The sequence below is a fragment of the Mesorhizobium sp. STM 4661 genome, assembly GCF_000359125.1.
GTDB lineage: Bacteria > Pseudomonadota > Alphaproteobacteria > Rhizobiales > Rhizobiaceae > Mesorhizobium.
On record NZ_CAAF010000049.1, the window covers coordinates 83,185 to 106,397 of the forward strand.

A 23,213-nucleotide genomic window follows, 5' to 3' on the forward strand; every position below is an offset into this window, starting at 1 on the left:
CCACAGCGGCCCTGCGCGTCTGTTCCGACGCGCAGCGCTGTAGAGTGAAAGCTCCGGGCCGATGGCCCGAAGCTCCAGGCAACGGTGTTTATTCGACCGGCTTCACTGTATCCGATGGCGGCTTCAGATTGCCCCAGAAGGCCGGATTGTCGACGTTTTCCTTGGTGATCGCGGCACCCGGGATCTTGATGTTCGGTCCCCAGGCTTCCTTGGTCACGGTCGACTTCAGGCCGAGCACTTCGTACTCGCCCGGCTTGATCTCCTGCTTGTTGACGATCTTGTCCATGAACATGGCTACCGCCGCGGCCTGCGCGTAGAGCGGCTGCTCGACTTCGACGTTGAGCCAGCCCTTGCGGATCAGGTCGAGGCCGACCGGCGCGCCGTTCGAGCTCATCATCATCACGTCGCCCGGCTTCTTGCCGGCGGCCTCGAGCGAGGCGACGGCGGCGACCGAGAGATGCGCGGCGTGGCTGAAGATCAGGTCGATGTCGGGGTTGGCGAGCATCTGGTCGTTGACGATGGTCCCGGCTGCATCCGCCGCCCATTGCATCGCCGGCAGCGAGATGATCTTGACGTCCGGGAACGCCTTCATCTTCTCCTCGAAACCCTTCTGGATGTCGAGCGTGTAGGGGTCGCCGGGATCACCGAGCACCTGCAGGATTTTTCCCTTCACCGAGCCGTTCTTGGCGGTCAGCAGTTTCTCGGCCTGCTCGGCGGCGACGTAGCCGATCTCGACGGTTCCGGCGACCGATGTGAAGTCGGACGGGGTCGAGGTTATCTGGCGGTCGAATTCGACCACCGGGATGCCGGCCGCGCGGGCCGCCTCGATGGATGGCTTCAACGCATTGAAATCGACGGCGGCGAGAATGATCGCCGACGGTTTTAGCGCGATGACGTCGTTCATCTGCGATTGCTGGGCGTCGGTCTTGTTGTCGGCGTTCAGCGTCTTCATCTCATAGCCGGTCTGCTTCAGGAAGAGTTCCAGCGCACTCACCGAGCCGGTCTGGAATTCATCGAGCAGTGTCGGCACCATGTAATAGACGGTGCCCTTGGACTGTGCGAATGCCGGCATGAGCGTGGCAAAGGCCAGTGCCAGGATACCGAAGACGGAAAGAAGTATTTTCATGTCGTTCGCTCCTCTAACGCCGGACCCCTCTTTTGTCCCTCAGCCAGCCGGTCCGGCACCGGCAAGCGTCTCACCGGTGATCATGTTGATCACCGCGTCGGGACTTGTTTTATTGCGCGCGACATCGCCGGCCACGACGCCTTGCCGGATCACCACGATCCGGTCGGCGACCTGGAAGGCCTGTTGCATGATATGGGTGATGATGACGACGCCGATGCCCTGGCTCGCCACCTGGCGGATCATGTCGAGGCCGCGCCGCGTCTGTTCGACGCCGAGTGCGGCGAACGGCTCGTCGAGAAGGACGAGCTTGCCGCCAAAATGCACGAACCGGTTGAGTTCAATAGCCTGCCGCTGGCCGCCCGAAAGATGCTCGACATTGGTGCGCAGCGAAGGGATGCGGGTACCGGCGCTGGCCAGGGCCTTCTGGACGACTAGCTCCATGGCGCGTTCGTCGAGCACGGGAACGCCGAGAACCTTCCTGGTGATCTCGCGGCCCATGAAGAAATTGGCCACCACGTCGACATTGGTGCAAAGCGAAAGGTCCTGGTAGACGGTCTCGATGCCCGCGGCCTTGGCCTCGGCCGGGGACCTGGCCAGGAATTCCTTGCCCTCGAACAGCATACGGCCGGACGTGGGTTCGAGTCCGCCGGCTATGATCTTGACCAGCGTCGACTTGCCGGCGCCGTTGTCGCCCAGAAGCGCGACAACCTCGCCCTTGCCGATCGAGAAACTGATGCCTTTCAGCGCTTCGATGGCGCCATAGTTCTTGGCGACGTTGTCGAGCACCAGCAGAGGTTCGCTCATGCCAGGCTGAGCTCCGATCATGCCAGGCTGAGCTCCGATCATGCCGCCATCCCCTTGCCTTGCAGGAGGTCCCGCCCGCGCTCGCGCTCGGCGGTGAACATCTGGCCGAAGCGCGGCGAGAGCACTCCGGAAACGGCAAGTGCGGCGGCGCCGCGCAACACCGCATATTGTCCGCCGCGTCCGACGATGATGCGGGGGCTGGTGCGGTCCCGTCGGGCTGAGACCGAGTTGGGAAGCTGCGTTGCCGAGCCAGCCAGCCGTTCAAGCAGATCGGTGGACGCAAGTCCGCCCAGGATGACGGTTTCGGGGTCGAAGAGGTTCTCGACGACAGCGATGGCGTTGTGGAAGATCGGGCCGATCTCGGCTACCCAGTCGGCGTCGCTGCCGCTCCAGCGTCCTCGCGCATCGAGCGAAAGATAGCGTTCGAGGCAGCCCCGGTTGCCGCAGGGACAGGCCTCGCCGCCCGGGACGACGGGAATGTGGCCGATCTCGCCGGCATTCCCCCAGGCGCCGCGCAATGCGCTCCCGTCATGCACCATGACGCCGCCAAGACCGACACCGAAATAGAGGTAGTAGTATTCCGAATATCCCGTCCCGAGGCCATAGAGGCGCTCGCCCATGGCCGCGGCGGCCATGTCGGTTTCGAAAAAGGCCGGCAATCCCGTCGAAGCCGCCAGCCGTTCCCTGAGCGCCACGTCCTTCCAGCCGGTCATCGTCGTCGGCCCGACAAAGCTCATGGATTCCACCCCGAACGGGCCGGGCAACGCCATGCCGATGCCGAGAACGCGGCCGCCGGGACGTAAGCCGGTCAAATCATTGACCATTGCCCCGATCAGGTCGAAGGCAAGATCGGGTGTCGCATTCGGCGCTTCACGGTGCGCGCTCTCGATCACGTCGCCGCTGAGGTTGGTCAGGGCCGCGTCGATCCCGAGGGGGGTGATGTGGATGCCGACGGCATAGCCGCCTTCCGGGTTGATCCTGAGCGTTGCCGGAGGCAGGCCGCGACCTCGCGGCTCCTCGCGCACGGACAGGACATAGCCGTGCTCCTCCAACTCGCGAACGATGGTTGAAACCGTCTGGACGGTGAGCCCGACCCGCCTCGCTATGTCGCCGCGGGCAATGGGGCCATGAAGGCGGATGGATTCGAGCACGATGCGCCTGTTGTAAGGCCGCCCGAACTCCTGATTGGTCCCCCGCAGTGCCATGCCTTGCGTCCCTTAGGAGAGCGCAGGTTCGCACCAAAGATTTATTCAGTCAAATGGAATTCAAAAATAATGACCAATGACCGTGGCGCAAGATGCCGGCGCTTCGAGCCCGTCATTGACCATCATCCCGATACCGATCAATCGCTCGCAGCGTTTAGGATGAAGCGTGGCTTATGGGGAGGGCTCTTCCGTGGCGACTTCGCAAACACGGCTGAGATCAGCACGGATATTGTCGGTGTTCAGCAATTCGGCCGCTTCCGGATAGCCTTCGGCGACGAGCATGGCGACGATTTCGGCAGGGCGGTTATGGGCCCCGCTCTCGGCCAGGAAATATGCCCGCAGGTAGATGTGATCGGTCCTGAGTGTTTCAGTCATTCCAGCCCTCCATCGGTCGATTGGTGTGTCACCAACAACTTTTGGGAGGGGATTATGTTCCATGCAACTTATGAGCGATCATGCCTGGTCGAGCGTGGACCGCCGGGTCGGGCAATCGCTCAGAGATATTGCGCGACCTTCTTGCCTACCGTCAGGAAGCGCAGAGGATCGATTGCCTCGCCATTGTGGCGGACCTCGTAGTGCAGATGCGGGCCGGTCGAGCGGCCGCTGCTGCCGGTTTTGCCGATGACGTCGCCGGCCTCGAGCTTCTGGCCGACCTTCACGTCGATTTCGCTGAGATGCGCATAGCGCGTCGCAAAACCCTGGCCGTGATCGACCTCGACCATGCGGCCATAGCCGCCGTTCCAGCCGGCCTTGACGACGACGCCCGGCGCGGTGACTTTGGCGGGCATGCCCATCGGCGCCCTGAAATCCATGCCCGAATGCAGCGCCGCGGTGCCGAGGATCGGATCGGTGCGCGCGCCGAATGGGCTGGTGACGGAACGGCTGGGGGCGGGGTTGGCGAGCGGCAGGCGCCGCGCCTCCTTTTTGAGGTGGTCGAGCGCGTCCAGCGCTTCGTCGAGTTCCTTGACCTTGCTGTCGAACATCATCGAGCTGTCGACGGGGATCAGCGGGCCGCCGACGTCGCGTTCGTCGCCGAAGTCGCTGTCGACCGGCAGGCCAGCCGCCTCGAGCGCCTGCGAGATCGCATCGGCGTTTTTGTAGGCGTTGTCGGCAAACGTGGCGATGCGGGTGAGCTGCTGGGTTTCGATGGCCTTGAGCGATTCGTTGATCGAAACGAAGAGCTTGTCGGCACGGTCGGCAGCGGTGTCGCTGGGCAGCGGATCGGAGCGGGTCGACCATAGGGAGAACGGCCTGCTGTCGCCGGTACCCGAGCTGGTGCCCAAACCGGCACCAAGGCTGGCAACCGTATAGGCCTGTGGCTGCGCAACGGTGGCGTCGGCGCGCTGGTCCGGCTTTGCGGCTGCCGCGGTGCTTGCCGCGGGCGGCGTTCCGACTTCGCTCTCGGCGCGGTCGAGGATCGGTCCGATGCGGCCATGGCGCTGGCTGAGCTGGCTCTGGCGTTCCAGCAGCTCGCCGACTTTGGTTTCCATGAGTTGCTGGTCGAGAAGCTGGCGGCTGGTGATCCGGTCAACCTGGGCGCGCAGCGCCGAGATGCGATCCTCGTAAGCCTGCTGCATGCGCGCCTGCCGTGCGGTGGTGGCGCCGATCAGGTCGTCGCGCAGCACTAGGTAGGAGGTCGCCAGCAGGTAACCTATGACAATCGCCGCCAGCGCCGAGCCGCAAAATGCGGCAACCCATGGCCGTATGGTGAAGTGCCTTATCTCGTCGCCCCGGGCGATGATGACCGTGTGGGGCTCCTTGCGCCTGCCGAAGACCGCTGACTGACCGGTTACGTTCACGGGACCAAGCTTTCGTTACGACACCAACGACGAGCCTCATTACACATCATTAAGGTTAACGGTCGGTTGCTTTCGCACAACCGCTTGCAATTCATGGGTGCAGCCCGATTGGCAAAGCGAGATGAGGCGCCTGTTGTGCTGTCACGCTCCGCGACAGTCTTTTAATGTCCTGGAGCGGCAGACGCCGGCGTTAAAAGCGCGCGCGCCGCCTCCAGCACCGCCTCGGCATGACCCTTTACCCGGACCTGCCGCCAGATCCCGGCAATCCGGCCGTCGCGGCCGATCAGGAAGGTGGCGCGTTCGACGCCCATATATTTGCGGCCATACATCGTCTTCTCGACCCACAGATGGTAGGCCTCGATCGCCTTGCGTTCCTCGTCGGCGACCAGATCGACGGTGAGATCGTATTTCGACTTGAACTTGTCATGCTTCTTGACGCTGTCCGGCGACAGGCCGATCACCACGGCGCCGGACTTCTCGAATTCCGGCTTCAACTGCGAAAAGCTGATCGCCTCGGTCGTGCAGCCTGTGGTGTCGTCCTGCGGATAGAAATAGAGCACGACCGGCTTGCCCAGCAATGCCGCGAGGCTGAGCGAGCCGCCGCCGTCGCGGGGAAGGTCGAACCGTGGCGCAAGATCGCCCACCTTGAGATCAGCCATATCGATGCCCTTGTTTGTGGTTACGCGCGCAGCCTCATCGATATAATGTCGAGCGGGGATTCGTCCACGATCGAGTTCTTAGAACGGAAAATTGGTGGATCAGGAGCAACCGCAGCACGAGAAGATCAGATTCAGGCGTGGTGATATCACCGACCTGGGGGCATTCCCGTCCGCGTGCCGCGTACCGCCACTCGGCCAGGCGTCGATCGGCCGCGGCGTTCGCGTCATAGCGCGGCTGTTCGCCGGCTTTGTCGCCCTTGTGCTGCTGGCCGCCGCCGCGGTGTATATGATCGGCGTATCGGGCGTCGGCTCCGAGCGGTTGCGGGCGGAAGCCGAAACGGCCATCGAGAAACTGGCCGGCGTCGACGTCAATGTCGAAGCCGGACCGGCTCGCCTCACGCTCGATGGATCGAGCTTCATCGCTCTTCAGGTCAACGATGTCAGCCTCAAGACCGCCGACGGCAAGCCGATGGCCGATGCCGGGCGGGTCCGCTTCGGCATCAGGCTGATACCGCTGCTTTCGGGCGAGGTGCGGCTTACCAGCGCCAGGATTTCCGATGCGCATATCGTCATGGCGGCGATGCCGTCGGGCGGCGACTGGACGGCGGCGCTGCGCAATGAAGATGGCCTCATCGATCCGGAAAAACTGTCCGAAGCGGTCTTCTCCAAAATCAACCACGCACTCGACGCGGTGCGCGAGGATTCGATGCGGCAGATCGACCTCAGCAATGTCGACCTCGTGCTGCCGGAGGCCGGATCGGTCAAACTGGTCAGGATCACCGACGCCTCCGTCTCGCAATCGGGGCCGGGCGGCATGGAGTTTTCATCCAACGCCGAGGTCGACGGCAGAACGCTCACCTTCGCCGCTTCCGCCACCCGCGACATCACGACCCGCCGTGTGACCGCGCTGGACGCCAGCGTCAAGATGGCGGATGCCGCCGACGCGGCAGGAGCGTCAGGCGGGAAGATGGGCGCGGTCGCCCTGAAGCTGGCGGGATCGCAAGGGTTTGGCGAGAATGCATCGCGGCTGACGGCCTCATTGACTTCAGCCGGTTCCGTGCTCGATCTCGGCCAGCGCGGCTTGCTTCCGGCCGATGTCGACCTCGATGCGACGCTTGTCGCCGGCTCGAACAAGATCCAGGTCGACAAGCTGCTTTTGAAGACCGGCCGTTCGACATTCGATTTTGCCGGTTCGATCGGCCCGAAGCCGGCCACCGGAACAGCGGGCGAGCAGCCGTCCTACCGTTACGATCTGACCAGCGACGGTTCGACGCTGGCGCCTTCGGAATCGCCCGAACCGGGGCTCAATTTCATCGCCCGCGTCGCCGGCGTCTACCAGCCCGAGAGCCACAAGCTCGTCGCCGAGCAGATCGGGATCAGATCCGGGTCCGCGAGCGAAGCGCTGGGCACGGCCTCGGTGACGTTCGTTGACGGCAAGGCCCCGGGCATATCGGTCGCCTTCAACGTCCACGACATGCCGGTCTCGCATGTCAAGCAATTGTGGCCGTGGTTTTCCGCCAAGAACGCCCGGCTGTGGGTGCTGAAAAACCTGTTCGGCGGCCGTGTCGTCGATGCCAATCTGCAGTTCCAGGTGGTGCCGGGGCGTCTCGGCAACGGGGTGCCGCTTTCCGCCGATGAAGTTTTCGGCCGTTTCCAGATCGAGGGCTCGCGCTTCGATACGGCTGGCCGCATTCCGCCCATCCGCGATGCCGTCGGCGTTGTCTCCTTCCACGGCAACGATGTCGATGTCGCCTTGTCCTCCGGCAGCGTCTATATGCCGAGCGGCCGCACCGTGGCGGCAAGCAATGGCACGCTGACGGTGAAGGCGGCGAACCGCCCGCCGGTGATCGGCGCGCTCGACATCGACGTCGCCGGTGAGGCGCCGGCAATCGCCGAGCTCGCCTCCTACGAGCCGATCAACGCCATGCGCCATGTCGGCCTGCTGCCGGACGACCTGTCCGGCACGGTGACCGGCCACGTCAAGGCGGACATTCCGCTGCAATCCGGCGTCGACACCTCGAAACTCGATTGGCTGGTGGAGCTGGACTACAAGGATCTGTCGCTGGGCAAACCGTTCGAAGGCCAGACCGTCACGCAGGCCGACGGCTCGATCACGGTCGAACCCGATAAGGCCGTCATCTCCGCCAAGGCGCTGCTGAATGGCCTTCCAGCGGAGCTCAACCTGATCGAGCCGCTGAGGGACGATGGGCCGCCGCCGAGCCGGAAAGTGGCGATGGTGCTCGACGACAAGATGCGCGCCACCGCCATGCCTGGCCTGTCGACGCTGCTTTCGGGAACCATCAAGGTTGCGATCGACAAGAGCGGCGGCGGCTACCAGAACGTCTCGGCCGACCTGACCAACGCCAGGCTGGACATTCCCTGGGCCGGCTGGAGCAAGGGGCCCGGTATCCCCGCCAATGTCACCTTCGCCATGACCAAGTCCGGTGACACCACGACGCTGTCGGATTTCAACCTCGACGGAAAGAGCTTCACCATCGACGGCGACGTGGTGCTGGTCAACGGCGCCTTGTCGTCGGCACGGTTCAGCAAGGTCACGTTGAACCGGGGCGATGATGTCGCCGTGTCGGTCAAGCGATCGGGCAAGGGCTATGCGGTCGATGTCATCGGCAATGCGCTGGACGCCCGCTCGCTGATCAAGCAATTCACCTCCGATGTCGACACCGCCACCAAGACCACCGGCTCCGACGCGATTTCCGTCAGCGCCGATGTCAATTCCCTGACCGGTTTCCACGGCGAGGTTCTGTCGAACCTGAAGCTCGACTACAGCGCTGCCGGTTCCAGGGTGAACGGGCTCAAGGTCAGCGCCACGGCAAGCTCCGGCGCCGCCATAACCATCAGCAACACGACCGGCGACGGCAGGCGCGCGCTCAACATGAAGTCGGCCGATGCCGGCGCGATCCTGCGCTTCCTCAACATCTACGAGCACATGGAGGGCGGGTCGATCACGCTGGCGCTCGCCGGGGCCAGCGACGGACCGATGAAGGGTCAGATCGACACCAGCAACTTCTTTGTCGTCAACGAGCCGAAACTCGCCTCGCTAGTATCGACCACGCCGCCCGGCGACAGCCGCAGCCTGAACGAGGCGGTCAAGGCCGACATCGACACCTCGAGGGTAAAATTCGAGCGCGGCTTTGCCGAGATCGACAAGGGCGCCGGCTACGTGAAGCTGGCCAATGGCGTGCTGCGCGGCCCGCGCATCGGCACCACCTTCCAGGGCACGCTCTACGACCGGAACAACAATATGGACATGACCGGCACATTCATGCCGGTCTACGGTCTCAATCGCATCTTCGGCGAGTTGCCGCTGTTCGGCGCGCTACTCGGCAATGGCCGGGATCGCGGCCTGATCGGCGTGACCTATAGGCTCAGGGGCAATGCCAACAAGCCGAAACTGGACGTCAATCCGCTGTCGGTGATCGCGCCCGGGATTTTCAGGTCGATTTTTGAGTATCGATGAGGTCAAACCCAATCGCTCCTAAACGATCGAGTTCGACCCGTAGCGGACGCTCGTTTGCGCGGCCGAATTCGCGCCCATGACCCAGGCGACCTTCCTGAGGCGCTGACCCAACAGCGGCTTTGCGCCTCATATCGTCGGTCATTCCATCGGCGATAACCACCAAGAAGGGGTCGACTGCAGCGACAACATCGATTTGCCCGTCAGTTTTCTTGGTTATGCGTGCTTGGACACCTGCAAATTCTTGCAACGATCCAGCTGCGTATAAGAACCAGTTGTTGAAAAACGCTGGCCATGTGATGCTAGATTTTCAAAGTAGTGGAACAGAGCAGGAGACAGGGCATGGCCGCCATCGTCGTTGACGCAGTTCCAGAAGATATGGGGAGCCTCATTGTCAGACTTCGCTGGGCAAAGGACAACCCAACGTCGCCTGCTCCGTCGGCGCAGGCGGTAAGCGACCTTGCCGCATTTACAAGTAATTGGACCGAGCAAGGCGATGCCAATCGCAAGCAAATTCTTGAAGCCGCGGGGGTGACGGGGAAAATCAATTCTTCTGAAGACTGTGGCCTTATCCCAATCGAGGGCGATGAGGTCGCGGTGACGTTCGACGATGAAGCGGACAGTCAGGTTATTCCTGCTGGCCGGACAGTTGTTGTAGTGCCGACGCGTCGAGATCTTGAGTGCTTGTGGGACCTTACGAACCTCTACGAGGACTTCGTAGCCGAAAGCCTTGATTCGAACGACCTAGTGGCACTCGGACAACAGATCTTTAAGCGATGCCGTTGAACGCAACATAGCGTATTCAGGGACAAGCGGTGGCGCTTCCGATCTCTGGCATTTCGGCGGGATCCGTTGAGTTCATATCTCAGCGCTATCGCTTTGTTTCCTTACCAAATTCGGGGGCGCCCGCCTATTTCGCCGTAGCGCTACCTCATAGCGAATCTGATTCAGGAGCTATGCTCCCTCCCGCTGCCCAGCGAGGGGCGGGGCGGGTCCCGGCCGGTCGCGGGCTGTCACCCGCGTTGGCTCTATGTTCTTGTTTTGGGGAAGCGGTGGAGCTGACAAGTGCTTGTCTTTGGGGGGATGAAGTCTATGTGCGGGCACCCATCGCAAAGGTGCAGAGCAGGGCTATCGATCCTTCTGCTCTTATTCTCTTCAGCGATGAGCAGTATAGGCAGCGATCGTCTTGGAATGCGGTGCAAACGAGGAGTGAGTGGGTACCAAATCCGCTTAACAGCGAGCTATCGCTCGACTGGGTGGAGGCCATGTCGCTGACCCACGGCCGCCGGATACTGGTCCCAGCCGCCGTGGTCTATATCGGTTACGCCGAGGCTGGTGACGAGTCATCCTTCGCAATTTCTGACAGCAATGGTTGTGCCGCCGCGTCAACGTGGGAGGAGGCTGTCGTAGTCGCCTTTTTGGAGCTAGTTGAGCGGGATGCTGTCGCGCTCTGGTGGATGGGGGGCGATCGAAAGCGGCCTGTCGATGTTTCTCATATCAGGGACGCGTCAGATTTGGCTCACTGGATTGGCGATCGTCCGCGTCGATTTGAAGTCCTTGATCTCACAACCGACTTTGGGATACCGGCTTACGCCGCCGTTTCTGCAACTCCAGAAGGGCGCGACGTTGCGTTTGGATCGGCTGCCAACTTTGATCCAGCCTCTGCTATCCTCTCTGCGATTACGGAGATGCTGCAAAGCGAGATAGCCCTCAGACTATCTAGCATAGGTGACGGCGCAAACGACATGTTGCGCTGGATGTCGCTAGTATCCTTCGAAACGGTTCCTCACCTACAGTCAGCTGGCCCCCCCATTCGAAGCATTCTTGACGAGCGCGGTCCTGCTACTGCGTCTGATGCAGTGGAGCGCTGCATACGGGCGTGCAACGACGCGAATCTGGCTATGATTGCAGTGAACTTGACGCGTGCTGCGATCGGTATTCCTGTTGCGCGCGTGTTGGTGCCTGGCCTTAGGCCAAGTCGATGCCGCTTCGCTCCGGGACGTCTCTTCGACGTGCCTACAAAGCTCGGCTGGCGGTCGCGGAGATTGGCGGAATCGGAACTTCATAAGATTCCTCTTTTGCTGTGAAAAACAGCAAAAGAGCCCGACTTTCTGAAGACGCTCTGCGTTCTACGCCTGAGCACGATTGACTATGCTCGAATTCGTGCTGCTTGTGCTCCCCGGACCGCATGATAGTTTCGGAATGTAGGGAAACAACGGGGTGGTCCGATCGAGGCTAGTATATGCTTGAACCGAGAGCCTCTGGCCCCACGAAACGTCGCCCAGGCTCAAGCGCGACCCTCGCCTTTCTTTTTACAGACATAGAGGGTTCGACGGATCGCTGGGAGCGCCTGCCCACGGCCATGCAGGTGGCAATAGAGCGGCACGATCTTATTTTGAGCCGCGCAGTCAAGAATGCTGGCGGGCGCATTTTTAAGAGGGTTGGAGACGCGGTCCACGCAGTTTTCCCGCAAGCATTTGCCGCCCTGTGTGCAGCGATCGAGGCTCAGAGGGCACTGCACGACGACGGATTTCAAGATGTCGAGGATTTGAAGGTTCGGATGGCCATTCATATTGGGGCAGTGCAAACGCGAGATGACGACTTTTTTGGCCCCCCCCTTAACCGGCTATCACGGATGGTAGCGGCCGCTCACGGGGGCCAAATATTGGTGTCTGATGCAGCAAGCATTATGATTGACAACCTTCCCGATGGTGCCGCTCTGCTGGATCTTGGCCAACACTTGCTGAGAGATGTCGCTACCCCTCAGCGGCTGCATCAACTAATGGCACCGGGTCTCGGCAGCAAGTTTCCACCGTTGAAATTAGACTCGCCGCGTCGCACCAACATCCCTCAGCAAACACTAGCGTTGATTGGGCGAGACACCGAGTTGAGAGATATGGAAATACTTGCTCGGAAATTTCGGTTGATCACCTTGGTAGGACCAGGCGGCGTGGGCAAGACGCGTGTGGGCTTGGAATTCGGGAGGGAGGCTATTCTGCGATATCCGGACGGCGTGTGGGTGCTAGAACTAGCTTCCCTCACTGATGGTCAGCTGGTCGCCGAGAGCCTCGCAACCCTATTCGGTGGAGGTATAGCGCTGGGTCGGCTTGCCTTGGACACCGTTGTATCATTCTTACGTGACAAGTCCGTGCTGATAATTCTGGATAGCTGCGAGCATCTCCTTCTCTCTGTAGCAGAGACAGCGGAAGCCATCTTGCGCAATTGCGCTGGGGTGAGTCTCATTTGCACGAGCCGAGAACCGCTGGCCGTTCGCGGTGAGCGCATATATCGCATTCCATCGCTAAGTTTCCCGACGCATCCGGACGCTGCTTCAGCAGAGTCAGCACTTAGGCATCCTGCTGTCAGGCTGTTCGCAGAACGAGGGAGCGCAGCCGGCACAGGTTTTACAGTGGGAAAGGAAAATGTAGCAGCGGTATGTACAATCTGTAAGCGGCTAGATGGCCTTCCGCTCGCTCTTGAAATTGCTGCTTCACATCTGAGAGCTTTGCTGGCCCATGAGTTGGCAGACCTTCTTGAGAAGCATCTTATAGTCCTCGGTGGCGCCTCGCGGACTGCACTGCCACAGCAACAAACGCTCCAATCGGTATTTGAATGGAGCTTCAATCTTTTGGTTGCAGACGAACAGACGCTGTTGAAGCGGCTCGCGATCTTTGCTGGAGGGTTTACCTTAGAGAGCGCCCAGGCCGTCGCCACAGATAGTACGATCATTCACAGTAATGTCTTTAACATGCTTTCTTCGCTTGTCGATAAATCGCTCGTGACCCTTGTCCCAGTCGGTCACCAGACACGCTATCGCTTGTTGGAATCGACCCGTAGCTTCGCACTCGGACGATTGGCTAAAGACGAACACGAGTCACTAGCTCGTCGCCTTTGCAGTTTCCTGATCTCCTTTTATGCCGAGGCTTCGGCCGAGTGGCTTGATGGGTCGACGGACAACTGGCTCCAGATATATGCACCTGATCTCGATAACCTCAGGGCGAGTCTCGAATGGGCCTTCGGCGCGAACGGGGAAATCGAGCTTGGACTTGAACTCGCAAGCCACAGCCTGCGTCTTATGTTGGAGCTATCCCTCTTCCCTGAAATAGACCGCTGGTTCCAAGCCACGTCCGCTCACGTACGAGAAGACACTCCGCTTCTAGTGAAGGCTCGACTTCTCTACGCCACCAGCTATGTGCATCACGCCTGGTTCGGCGGGAGAGACGCTGCGCAACCAGCTCTGGAAGCAGCGGCACTTTTCCGCGCTTCGGGTAGCACGTTGGAACTGGCACAGTGTTTGGTTCGAGCCGGACAAGCGCTATCTTCTCCAACTGAGACAAGACACGCCAGACTGTTGCTTGAGGAAAGCCACATGCTGCTGCCACCTTATGGCGATACGAAGGTACGTGCCACTTGCTTACTTAGCCTCGGAGTCCTTTCCGATTTCGAAGGTAATTTCCTCGACGGATATACACTTCTCAAGGAGTCCGCCGATATCTTTCAAGAGATAGAGGACAATTTTGGGATGCGTTTCGTGCTTATCTGCCTAGCCGAAAATCGTTTCAGCCTGGGCGCAGCAAATGATGCGCTGATGTTTGTCCAGCAAGCAATCGATCTTGCAGTTAAGCACAACCATCGGCACACCTTGTCGCTCGCGCGTATGAATTTGGCAGCGTATCAACTCATTCTCGGTATGACCGGCGAGGCGCGGGAGACCGCGCGAGAGAGCTTGAGAGATGCGAACACACTCGGTCTGTCCAGCTATATAGTGATCCTGGTCGAACACCTTGCGCTGGTTGCAGCCCTTGACGGAAAATTGGATCGAGCCGCTCGCATGCTCGGCTATTCTGACCGCATGCGACTCTTCCATGGGTCGGTTCGCGAAGGAACTGAACAGAAGATCTATGAGCGGCTAGCCCCACTAGTCGCCAGCATTGTACCTCGCGAGAAGCTGATTAGACTCGCCGGTGAGGGGGCTGCCTGGACCGAAGGGCAGGCAGTTGAACACGCCATGGCTATCTGACGTTTAGCCTTCTATTGGGCTGCGACATCCAGAGAGAAAGCGGCCAAGGCAGCGCCCACCTCCCGCATAACCGCTTCTCGGGTTGACAATTCGGGCTGGAACTCACGTCCGCATTCCAGAGTGAAGCTCAAGATGCGACCGGAGGAGGGATTAACGCGGTGCCGGCTATAGGCGTAGTCGTCGCTCGCGCCGGACGTACCGTAGATCGAATAAGCCTGCCTTACCCGATAGCGAACACCGCCTACGCACTGGGCAGCATAACTCATCAACCTCGAAAGTCTGACCGCCTCCTCGAGATCTGCCTTTTCGATGAATTCTCCATACCTACGATCCCAGGGAATTCCCCGCCAACCATCAAAGCTAGGATTAAGGAAGTTCTCGTGGCGGTTTACAGTTTGACTGCTGTCAATGCCCCAACTGTGAAGAACGGCGGGAGCATAGCTATGTACGTCGACGTACCATCGCGTGTCCGGGAACCGATCCAGGAGCCAGACGACATTGCGGGTCTCCGGCTCCGATACAGCCGAGGGCCCAACATAGACATAAGAAGATGGTTTGCTTGAAGCATGCGCGAAGCCACGGGCGAAATGGCGCGCGAAATCCCAAACGACATCAAAATTGCGATTGAGATCAACGCCGTGGCATATCGTGCCATCTTCCATCGAGTACCGAGCCCTATTTTTTCTCCAGTTGGGGTCGACTGTCTGGCTATAGACTCTGCCATCAGGATTTGCGCAGGGCAGGACCAGGAGCTGCAGGTTCTTTATGATTGTGTCGACCCCGCTCGCATCGATCTCACAGTCTCCATATTGGAGCCCTGCACCAAAACGGTATGACTCCAAAAGGTCTGAGCAGAAGCGTACCAACGCATCTGGAGGCACCCATTCCTGAGCGTGCAGACCACCCACCAGAGTTGCGGTCTTTGCATTGGGTCCTTGCGCGCTACCAATCCGGAGGGCGAATATCGGCCGCCCTTCGACGCTTATATTCGGCAGCCTCAACAATTCAGCCGACGTCGGATACGCTTCCGACAGACGTTCAAGGGAACCGACGATTTCGTCGTAGGTCAGATAAGGCCCGCTTGTTAACCCCACATTGGAACTGCCACGCCGAGCGGCTCGAAAGCCGTTGCCATGAGAAACCATGCGAAGTCGAGCTTCCGCACTCGGCATCTCCTGGTCGACGGCGGTGCAAACGCACATTCGCGATGCTTGCAAAGACTGAAATTCAGTGTCGGTAACAAACGCAGTGATGGCGAATCCTGGCGGATTTTTCAGTACGATAGGGCGGCACCCCAGATCGAGCTGCCTCTCGCGCGTTTCGTTAACCAAGGCGTGGAGATCTGCGGACTCTAGCGTTATCTTCCTCATACCGTTCGGCAACCAGCTGAAACTTACTGCAGAATTTCTTCGCCTTGACCGTAAATGACCTTTAAGCGAAAGGCTAGGAACTCTCCCTCGACCTGAAGAGATATTGTTCCTCGACTAGCAATCACTATATTGAGATGGCTTCGCTGGGGTGGAGCGGAGCCGCTACCTGCTCGTTTCGATGAGACGAATGGCAATATTCCACCCCATCTCGGCCATCGGCCGCAGCTAGGGTCAGGACCCATTAAATAGCTTGTGGGGCGCTCAGTACCCTGATTCACTCATTAGTCGATGGAGGTGTCGCAATGAGTGAACTATTGATGTTGTCGCCGGAACAGATGCGCCGCATCGAGCCGTATTTTCCCTTGTCGCACGGCGTGCCGCGGGTAGACGATAGGCGCGTCTTGAGCGGGATATTGTTCGTTATCCGCAATGGGCTTCGTTGGCGCGATGCGCCAGCAGGATACGGGCCGCACAAGACAATCTACAACCGGTTCATCCGTGGGAGCCGGCTCGGCGTGTTCAACCGTATCCTTGCTGAACTTGCGGCGCGTTGCGGCAGATCGGATCAACTGATGATCGATGCGACCCACCTGAAGGCGCATCGCACTGCCGCCAGCCTGTTTAAAAAAGGGCTCTACCCCGATGTATCGGGCGCAGCCGAGGAGGGCTGACCACCAAGCTGCAAGTGGTCTGCGATGGCGATGGCCGCCCGTTGCTTCTTTACCTGGCCGAAGGTCAGGCCAACGATCATAAGGCCGCCGCCGCGATAGTCGAGGCTTTGCCGCCAGCGCGCCATCTGCTCGCCGACCGAGCTTACAGTTCCATCGGCTTCCGCGATGCACTTGTCCAACGCGGTATTACCCCTTGCATCCCGCCTCATGCCAAGCACCGAATCCAGCACAGCTACGACCCAGTGCTCTATCGAAAGCGCCACAAGATCGAGAATCTGTTCGCACGCCTCAAGGACTGGCGACGCGTCCACACCAGATACGACCGCTGCGCTCACACTTTCCTATCGGCAATCGCTTTCGCCGCAGCTTTCATCTTCTGGCTCAATCAATGAGTCCTGACCCTAGCTGATTAAGTTTCTATCGAGACGGATCTGGCTCTTGTCAAACCGCCCGCACCAGCACGTGCTTCTTCTTGCCGAGCGAAAGCTTTGCAACCTGTTCCGAACTGAGATCCTGATGCGTCACCAGCTTGCGGTCATCCGACACCGGCTGGTCGTTGAGGCGCACGGCGCCGCCCTGGATATGCCGCCGCGCCTCGCCATTGGATGCGGCAAGGCCGGCGGTGACGAGCAGCGACAAGATGCCGATCCCGCTTTCGAGATCGGCCCGGTCAACCTCGACGGTCGGCAGCGTTTCGGCGAGCGCGCCTTCCTCGAACGTCTTGCGCGCGGTTTCCTCGGCTTGTTGCGCGGCCTCGCGGCCGTGCACGATGGCCGTCGTTTCCGTGGCCAGAACCTTCTTGGCCTCATTGATCTCGAAACCGCCCAAAGCGGCGAGCCGCGCGATCTCGGCAAGCGGCAGTCGGGTGAAGATCTTCAGGAAGCGCTCGACGTCGGCGTCCTCGGTGTTGCGCCAGTACTGCCAGAAATCATAGGGCGAGAAGAGATCGCCGTTCAGCCAGACCGCGCCCTTGGCCGATTTGCCCATCTTGGCGCCTGACGATGTCGTCAGCAGCGGCGTGGTCAGGGCGTAGAGCTGCGGCGTGCCCATGCGGTGGCCGAGATCGACGCCGTTGATGATGTTGCCCCACTGGTCCGAGCCGCCCATCTGCAGCCGGCAGCCATGGCGACGGCTGAGTTCGACGAAATCATAACCCTGCAGGATCATGTAGTTGAATTCGAGGAACGACAGCGACTGTTCGCGATCGAGCCTGAGCTTGACGCTGTCGAAGGTGAGCATGCGGTTGACCGAGAAGTGCCGGCCGACATCGCGCAGGAACTCGACATAGTTGAGCTGCATCAGCCAGTCGGCATTGTTGACCATGATGGCGTCGCTGGCGCCGTCGCCGAAGCGCAGGATGCGGCCGAAGATGCGCTTGATGCCTTCGATGTTGGTGGCGATCGCCTCGGGCGTCAAAAGGCTGCGCTGGTCATCGCGGAAGGACGGGTCTCCGATCATCGAGGTGCCGCCGCCCATAAGCGCGATCGGCCGATGGCCGGTCTCCTGCAGCCAGTAGAGCATGGTCGCCGAGATCAGATTGCCGATATGCAGGCTGGTCGCCGTGGCGTCGTAGCCGACATAGGCTGTCACCGTCTCCTTGGCGAAAAGCTGATCGAGGCCGGTCTCATCCGAAATCTGGTGGATGAAGCCGCGCTCGCTCATGATGCGCAGGAAATCGGATTTGAAGGCGGACATTTTTTCTTTCCCGAAAGCGCCCGGCCGAATGCGGCCCGGGTATGCCTGAAGGCGGGCGTTTAGCACCGGCGCGCGATCAGCAAAAGTGGAATCCGGCTTTTTGCGTCCGCGTGGATGACGTCCGGCGTGCTTGCGTCATCGTTTCGGCTGGCGTAATGAGGCGCCGCGCCAACGGGTCCTTGCAGCCTTCGCCCGCTGGAACAGCACCGCACGGCATCCACCAAATGCCATATCCTGTGACAGAGCCCCGACGCGACATGCCGGAGATTTCCATCGTCATTCCTTGCAGGAACGAGGCGGCGAACCTGCCGCTCCTGCTCGATGAGATCGGCGCCGCGATGGCCGGCCGCGACTTCGAGGTTATCGTCGTCGACGACGGTTCGACCGACGAGACAGCCGCGGTGCTTGCCGCCGAGGCGGCGCTTCGCCCGTTTCCGCTGCGTCACCTTAGGCACCGGAAATCCGCCGGCCAGTCGCTCTCGGTGCGCTCGGGCGCCTGGGCGGCGCGCGGCGGGATCGTCGTCACGATCGATGGCGACGGCCAGAACGATCCCGGATACATTCCCGTGCTGGTCGACGCGTTGCGGCAGGCCGGTCCCGCGTTCGGTGCGGCACAGGGGCAGCGCCTGAAGCGCCGCGACAGCAAGATCAAGCAACTGGCTTCGCGTTTTGCCAACTGGCTGAGAAACGCCATCCTGCATGACGAGACCCGCGACACCGGCTGCGGCCTGAAGGCGATCCATACGGATATCCTCAGGAAATTGCCGTTCTTCGACGGCACCCACCGCTTTGTTCCGGCGCTGGTCATCCAGGAAGGTTTTCGCGTCGTTCATTGCGACGTCGTCGACCGCTCGCGGCGCCACGGCAAGTCGAATTACGGCATTTTCGACCGCGGCCTGCAGGGCGCGCTCGATCTCGGCGGTGTCTGGTGGCTGCGCCGCCGGCGCCGCGGAATGCCCAAGGTAGAGGAAATCAGGCATGGCTAACGTGCTTCAGGAATTGGCGACCTGGCTTCACCAGGTTTTCATCAAGCAATTCGATGCCTGGATCCTGCTCGGCTTCGTCGCTCAGTTCTTCTTCTCCATGCGCTTCGTCGTGCAGTGGATCGCGTCGGAAAAAGCCAAGCGCAGCGTCGTGCCGGTCGCCTTCTGGTTCTTTTCGCTAGGCGGCGGCGGCCTGCTGCTGGTCTATGCCATCCAGCGGCAGGATCCGGTGTTCATCGCCGGCCAGGCCTTGGGCATGTTCATCTACATCCGCAATCTTTGGCTCATTGCCAATGAGCGCAAGGCGGCAATGACGAAGGTCGATTGAGAAATCCGTCTCATCAGGGCAAGCGATCCGGTGGCTGAATGAACAGGAATATCCTATTTCTCTTCCTGTTCAGCCTGCTGATGACGGTTAGCGGGCTGGCGACCATGCCGCCGCTCGATCGCGACGAGCCGCGTTTCGTCCAGGCCACCAAGCAGATGGTCGAGACCGGCGATTATGTCGACATCCGCTTTCAGCAGGCATCACGCTACCAGAAGCCGATCGGCATCTACTGGCTGCAATCGGCGGCTGTCACGCTGAGCGGCAAGGGCGCCGAAGCGCCGATCTGGGTGTATCGCCTGGTCTCCGCCCTGGGCATTGCCATTGCCGTCGCGGCGATCGCCTGGACAGGCGCCAATCTTTTCGGAACCAGTGCCGGCCTGGCCGCTGGCCTGGTGATGGCTGCGCTCTTTGCGACCGCCTTCGAGGGGCGTGACGCCAAGACCGACGCGATGCTGCTGGCCTGCTGCGTGCTGGCGCAGGGCGCGCTGGCGCAGATCTATGTGGCCTCGCGCCGCAACGAAGCCGTCGCCGGCCATCTGCCATGGATCTTCTGGGCGGCCCAGGGCGCGGCAATCCTCATCAAGGGGCCGATCGCGCCGTTGCTGTCGGCGCTGACCGTCGCCGTGCTGTTCGCCTTCGAACGGGACTGGCGCTGGCTGGCGAAGCTGAAGCCGGCGCGCGGCCTGGCTCTTGTGTTGCTGATCGTGCTGCCCTGGCTCGTCCTCATCACTTGGAAAAGCGGTGGCGCTTTCCTGCAGCAGGCCGTCGGCAAGGATATGCTGGGCAAGGTCGCGCAGGGCGAGGAATCGCACGGCCTTCCGCCCGGCTTCTACATGCTGACCTATTCGCTGTTCATGTGGCCCTTCGGCCTGATTGCCGTCGGCGCCGGGCTTCAGGCCCTCAATCGTCTGCGCGATGATCCCCGGCTTCGTTTCTGCCTCGCCTGGTACATTCCGTTCTGGCTTGTGTTCGAGCTGATCCCGACGAAACTGCCGCACTATGTCATGCCGGCCTATCCAGGCATGGCGCTGCTGATCGGCTGGCTCCTGACATTGCAGCCGCAGGACGCGAATGCACCGCTCAAGCGCTGGCAGGTGTGGCTATGGTGGTCGACCGCCTTCGGTCTCGCCGTGGTCACAGCGGGCCTTGCGGTGGTCTGCATCGCCGCGCCGATCTATCTCGCCGGCACCTTCCTGTGGTGGAGCATTCCAGCCGCCGCCGCGGCGCTCGGCGCTGGCTATCTGGCCTTTTCGCGCCAGTTGCAGGTGTCCCTTGGCCGCATAGGCGCCATCGCGGTTTGCGCCGGCATTGCCTATGGCCTGCTGTTCGGCGTCATCGCGCCGTCATTGCAGCCGCTTTGGCTGAGCCCTCGGATCGAGGCCGCGGTTAGCGCCAACCGCCCCTGCGAGACGACGGTGCTCGCCTCCGCGGAATATCACGAACCGAGCCTGGTGTTCCTGGTGGGCACAAAGACCATACTAACCGATGTCGACGGCGTCGCCAGGCATCTGCTGGACGACCCGGCCTGCGCGCTGGCGCTGGCGCCGGTCGGCGACGAGAAAAAGCTGACCGATCTGCTGACGGGGCAAGGCAAATCGGCGGACCGCGTCGCCGAGATCGACGGCATCAATTATTCGTCCGGCGACAAGCTGTCGCTCGGCCTTTACCGGGTGGCCAGGTGAAGCCGTGTCGAGGATAGCGTCAGGCGTCGAATGCTCATAAGATCGCGCCCCGTGATGCCTGTGACCCCGCGCGCCGTGTTCCGTCGCTCTCTCGGCAACTTCCGCGATACGATGCGGATCGTGGGAAGGCGCTTTGCCGTGCGTCCGGCCAACTATCCGCACATCCCGTGGGCGGTTTGGGCGCTGGCCTGGGTTCTGCTCACGGCAGCGGTATTCCTTCGCCTTGATCGCGCCGCGGGGATACTCTGGGGGGAGTGGCCACGCGGCTTCGTTCACTTCACCGAATTTTTCACGGTTTTCGGCTTGGGCGGATGGTACCTCATTCCGTCGGCGCTGCTGCTCTTGGCCGCAAATCTGACGGACTGGCGCAGCCTTTCCAGGCGATCGCTGATGCTCGTCTACAACTGGACCTGCTTCGCCTTTCTGGTGCTGGGCGCGACCGGCCTTTCCGGCCTGACGGTCAATTTGTTGAAATATGGCATTGGACGGGCGAGGCCGATCTATTTCAATAACCTCGGCGATTTGTCGCTGCATCCTTTCGCTATGGATGCACGCTTCGCCAGCTTCCCCTCCGGCCATGCCACGACCATGGGGGCCGTGTTCGGAATTCTTCTTCTGCTGTTTCCAAAACGCTGGTACGTCGCGCTGGCCGTCACTTCCTGCATCGCATCGACGCGGGTTTTCGTCGGCGCCCACTACCCCAGCGATACCGTCGCCGGCTTCGGTCTCGGCTGCGCCTTTGCCATCGTCTGCGGGCTGGTGTTTGCCCGACTTGGCTTCATCTTCCGCCGGACCTCGACAAAACTGCCTGTCCGCAAAGGCACCTTCAGCCTGCTGCCGCTTGCCGCAGTGAAGCCCAACCGGTCGGCGCGCGAGCGATCCGAACGCGCCGAAGATATTGTTGCTGCCGACAGGCCGTAGGGCCTGATCCCGAGGGAATCGGATGAGACTCTATCTCTTTGCTTGAGCATGATCTTTTCCGAAAACCGGTTCCCACTTTTCGGGATCATGCCCTAGCTCTCGATGCCGCCCCAGGAGCGCACCATGCGGGCCATGTCGCTTGCGGCCGGACCTTCGCTCTCCAGCCCCTCGGCGACACCGACGCGGTCGGCGGTTGGCCGGTTCTGGCTGACCTTCCACTTGCCGCTGATATCCGTGATCTCGATCTCCAGCCCGACAATGCCCTTGATCTGCGACTGGATGAAGGCCGGCGGCGCATCGGTCACGGCCCAGGGCGCTTCGCGTCCGCCTTCCTGCGCCACCGTCAGATCGGAAATCTGCTGCGCCAGCCAGTCCTGGTCCTCGATCACCCTGACCATGCCGCGCACCTGGACGATGGCATAGTTCCAGGTCGGCACGACCTTGCCGGTCTCGCGCTTGGTCTCATACCAGGACGGCGTCACATAGGCGTCGGTGCCCTGGAAGACGACCAGCACGGGTGAGAGTGGATGGTCGGCCAGCAGGCGCCACTGCGGGTTGGCCTTGGCCAGATGCGCGCGCAGCCTGCCCTTCGGCGGCACATCTGCGTTGGGCAGAGAGGGGGCATCGAGCAGGAAGGGTATCGCATTGGCGACCGGCCCCTCGGCGCCCCCCTCGGCGCCGTTGGAGATCAGCAGCCCAAGCGGGTGCGCCCGTACCAGCCCGTGCAGGATCTCCTGCCGCGTCTCCTGGAAATGGGGAGGCTGGTACATCAGGGTCCGCTCCTATCTCAGCCGCTTCGGCCGCGGGTCGGACAATTCGCCGGCCAGCCGGCGATCGAGATAATCCGCGCATTCCTCGAGCAGAAGCTCAGCGTCATTGGAAAAGAAATGGTTGGCGCCGGGCAAGGTCTTCTGGGTGATGGTGATGCCCTTTTGCGTGTGCAGCTTGTCGACCAGCCCCTGCACGTCCTTTGGCGGCGCCACCTTGTCGGCATCGCCATGGATGATGAGGCCGGAAGACGGGCAGGGCGCCAGGAACGAGAAATCATAGGTGTTGGGCTGCGGCGCGATCGAGATGAAGCCTTCGATCTCGGGACGGCGCATCAGCAGCTGCATGCCGATCCAGGAGCCGAAGGAATAACCGGCGACCCAGCAGCTCTTGGAATCCGGGTGCAGCGACTGTACCCAGTCGAGTGCGGCGGCCGCATCCGACAATTCGCCGGTGCCATGGTCGAATTCGCCCTGGCTGCGGCCGATGCCGCGGAAATTGAAGCGAAGCGTGGTGAAATCCCGCTTCTGGAACATGTAGAAGAGGTCATAGACGATCTTGTTGTTCATCGTGCCGCCGAACTGTGGGTGCGGATGCAGCACAATGGCAATCGGCGCGCTCTTTTCCTTGGAGGGCTGGTAGCGGCCCTCCAGGCGGCCGGCCGGACCGGTGAAAATGACCTCAGGCATAAAATACTCCACTTGGCA

General features: G+C 61.1%; 20 protein-coding genes. 9 read left to right on the plus strand and 11 right to left on the minus strand.

Annotated elements, in window-relative coordinates; translation table 11 throughout:
* Positions 1 to 88: 88 nt before the first annotated feature.
* The 6 genes from MESS4_RS16160 to MESS4_RS16185 all read right to left on the minus strand — a co-directional run bounded on the left by MESS4_RS16160 (position 89) and on the right by MESS4_RS16185 (position 5,593).
* Positions 89 to 1,126 (minus strand): sugar ABC transporter substrate-binding protein, encoded by a 1,038-nt coding sequence (locus tag MESS4_RS16160; protein WP_006332754.1) that lies wholly within the window; start codon positions 1,124 to 1,126, stop codon positions 89 to 91.
* A gap of 39 nt (positions 1,127 to 1,165) precedes the next feature.
* Positions 1,166 to 1,930 (minus strand): ATP-binding cassette domain-containing protein, encoded by a 765-nt coding sequence (locus tag MESS4_RS16165; protein WP_036241445.1) that lies wholly within the window; start codon positions 1,928 to 1,930, stop codon positions 1,166 to 1,168.
* Between the two features lie 38 nt (positions 1,931 to 1,968).
* Entirely contained in the window at positions 1,969 to 3,135 is a 1,167-nt protein-coding gene (locus MESS4_RS16170; RefSeq protein ID WP_006332756.1) for an ROK family transcriptional regulator, read from the minus strand.
* Positions 3,136 to 3,306: 171 nt separating this feature from the next.
* On the minus strand, positions 3,307 to 3,510 hold the full coding sequence (locus MESS4_RS16175; RefSeq protein ID WP_006332758.1) for a hypothetical protein: 204 nt from the start codon (positions 3,508 to 3,510) through the stop codon (positions 3,307 to 3,309).
* A 119-nt stretch (positions 3,511 to 3,629) separates the two neighbouring features.
* Positions 3,630 to 4,934 (minus strand): M23 family metallopeptidase, encoded by a 1,305-nt coding sequence (locus MESS4_RS16180; protein WP_006332759.1) that lies wholly within the window; start codon positions 4,932 to 4,934, stop codon positions 3,630 to 3,632.
* Positions 4,935 to 5,095: 161 nt separating this feature from the next.
* Positions 5,096 to 5,593 (minus strand): peroxiredoxin, encoded by a 498-nt coding sequence (locus MESS4_RS16185; RefSeq protein ID WP_006332760.1) that lies wholly within the window; start codon positions 5,591 to 5,593, stop codon positions 5,096 to 5,098.
* Between the two features lie 94 nt (positions 5,594 to 5,687).
* Between MESS4_RS16185 and MESS4_RS16190 the strand changes: the two genes are divergently transcribed.
* The gene (locus MESS4_RS16190) at positions 5,688 to 9,071 is read left to right on the plus strand and encodes a DUF3971 domain-containing protein (protein ID WP_006332762.1); all 3,384 of its coding nucleotides are present in this window, start codon (positions 5,688 to 5,690) and stop codon (positions 9,069 to 9,071) included.
* On the opposite strand, the gene MESS4_RS33575 is transcribed toward MESS4_RS16190, so the two are convergent.
* Positions 9,046 to 9,318: a hypothetical protein gene (locus tag MESS4_RS33575; RefSeq protein ID WP_006332764.1), complete on the minus strand. Its 273-nt coding sequence runs from the start codon at positions 9,316 to 9,318 to the stop codon at positions 9,046 to 9,048. The genes MESS4_RS16190 and MESS4_RS33575 overlap by 26 nt on opposite strands.
* 92 nt (positions 9,319 to 9,410) lie before the next feature.
* On the opposite strand from MESS4_RS33575, the gene MESS4_RS16195 reads away from it, so the two are divergent.
* From MESS4_RS16195 to MESS4_RS16205, 3 genes are all read left to right on the plus strand, one after another.
* Positions 9,411 to 9,854 (plus strand): hypothetical protein, encoded by a 444-nt coding sequence (locus tag MESS4_RS16195; protein WP_006332765.1) that lies wholly within the window; start codon positions 9,411 to 9,413, stop codon positions 9,852 to 9,854.
* 170 nt (positions 9,855 to 10,024) lie between these two features.
* Complete coding sequence (locus tag MESS4_RS16200; protein ID WP_081609754.1) at positions 10,025 to 11,155, plus strand: YcaO-like family protein; 1,131 nt, start codon at positions 10,025 to 10,027, stop codon at positions 11,153 to 11,155.
* Positions 11,156 to 11,310: 155 nt separating this feature from the next.
* Positions 11,311 to 14,088, plus strand: coding sequence for an adenylate/guanylate cyclase domain-containing protein (locus tag MESS4_RS16205; protein ID WP_081609755.1), 2,778 nt, complete (start codon positions 11,311 to 11,313; stop codon positions 14,086 to 14,088).
* An 11-nt stretch (positions 14,089 to 14,099) separates the two neighbouring features.
* On the opposite strand, the gene MESS4_RS16210 is transcribed toward MESS4_RS16205, so the two are convergent.
* Complete coding sequence (locus MESS4_RS16210) at positions 14,100 to 15,419, minus strand: M14 family metallopeptidase (protein ID WP_244441144.1); 1,320 nt, start codon at positions 15,417 to 15,419, stop codon at positions 14,100 to 14,102.
* Between the two features lie 341 nt (positions 15,420 to 15,760).
* Between MESS4_RS16210 and MESS4_RS32315 the strand changes: the two genes are divergently transcribed.
* A protein-coding gene (locus MESS4_RS32315; protein ID WP_085987821.1) for an IS5 family transposase occupies positions 15,761 to 16,521 on the plus strand; the annotation gives its coding sequence in 2 pieces (ribosomal slippage) (positions 15,761 to 16,094 and positions 16,094 to 16,521; 762 coding nt in all).
* 49 nt (positions 16,522 to 16,570) lie between these two features.
* Here the strand turns inward: MESS4_RS32315 and tyrS are convergent.
* Positions 16,571 to 17,824: a tyrosine--tRNA ligase gene (tyrS, locus tag MESS4_RS16225; protein WP_006332776.1), complete on the minus strand. Its 1,254-nt coding sequence runs from the start codon at positions 17,822 to 17,824 to the stop codon at positions 16,571 to 16,573.
* Between the two features lie 257 nt (positions 17,825 to 18,081).
* Between tyrS and MESS4_RS16230 the strand changes: the two genes are divergently transcribed.
* From MESS4_RS16230 to MESS4_RS16245, 4 genes are read left to right on the plus strand one after another with little or no spacing between them, the layout of a single operon-like run.
* Entirely contained in the window at positions 18,082 to 18,810 is a 729-nt protein-coding gene (locus MESS4_RS16230; protein ID WP_006332779.1) for a glycosyltransferase family 2 protein, read from the plus strand.
* On the plus strand, positions 18,803 to 19,135 hold the full coding sequence (locus MESS4_RS16235; protein ID WP_006332780.1) for a lipid-A-disaccharide synthase N-terminal domain-containing protein: 333 nt from the start codon (positions 18,803 to 18,805) through the stop codon (positions 19,133 to 19,135). The genes MESS4_RS16230 and MESS4_RS16235 overlap by 8 nt, the downstream gene beginning before the upstream one ends.
* A gap of 38 nt (positions 19,136 to 19,173) precedes the next feature.
* Complete coding sequence (locus MESS4_RS16240; protein ID WP_006332788.1) at positions 19,174 to 20,817, plus strand: glycosyltransferase family 39 protein; 1,644 nt, start codon at positions 19,174 to 19,176, stop codon at positions 20,815 to 20,817.
* 54 nt (positions 20,818 to 20,871) lie between these two features.
* Positions 20,872 to 21,738 carry a phosphatase PAP2 family protein gene (locus MESS4_RS16245; protein WP_244441145.1) on the plus strand — a complete coding sequence of 289 codons (867 nt, stop codon included), beginning with the start codon at positions 20,872 to 20,874 and terminating at the stop codon, positions 21,736 to 21,738.
* Positions 21,739 to 21,830: 92 nt separating this feature from the next.
* Here MESS4_RS16245 and MESS4_RS16250 read toward each other — a convergent pair whose 3' ends face one another.
* Both MESS4_RS16250 and MESS4_RS16255 read right to left on the minus strand, forming a co-directional pair.
* Positions 21,831 to 22,508 (minus strand): FMN-binding negative transcriptional regulator, encoded by a 678-nt coding sequence (locus MESS4_RS16250; RefSeq protein WP_006332790.1) that lies wholly within the window; start codon positions 22,506 to 22,508, stop codon positions 21,831 to 21,833.
* A 12-nt stretch (positions 22,509 to 22,520) separates the two neighbouring features.
* On the minus strand, positions 22,521 to 23,195 hold the full coding sequence (locus MESS4_RS16255; RefSeq protein WP_006332791.1) for an alpha/beta hydrolase: 675 nt from the start codon (positions 23,193 to 23,195) through the stop codon (positions 22,521 to 22,523).
* Positions 23,196 to 23,213: the final 18 nt, after the last annotated feature.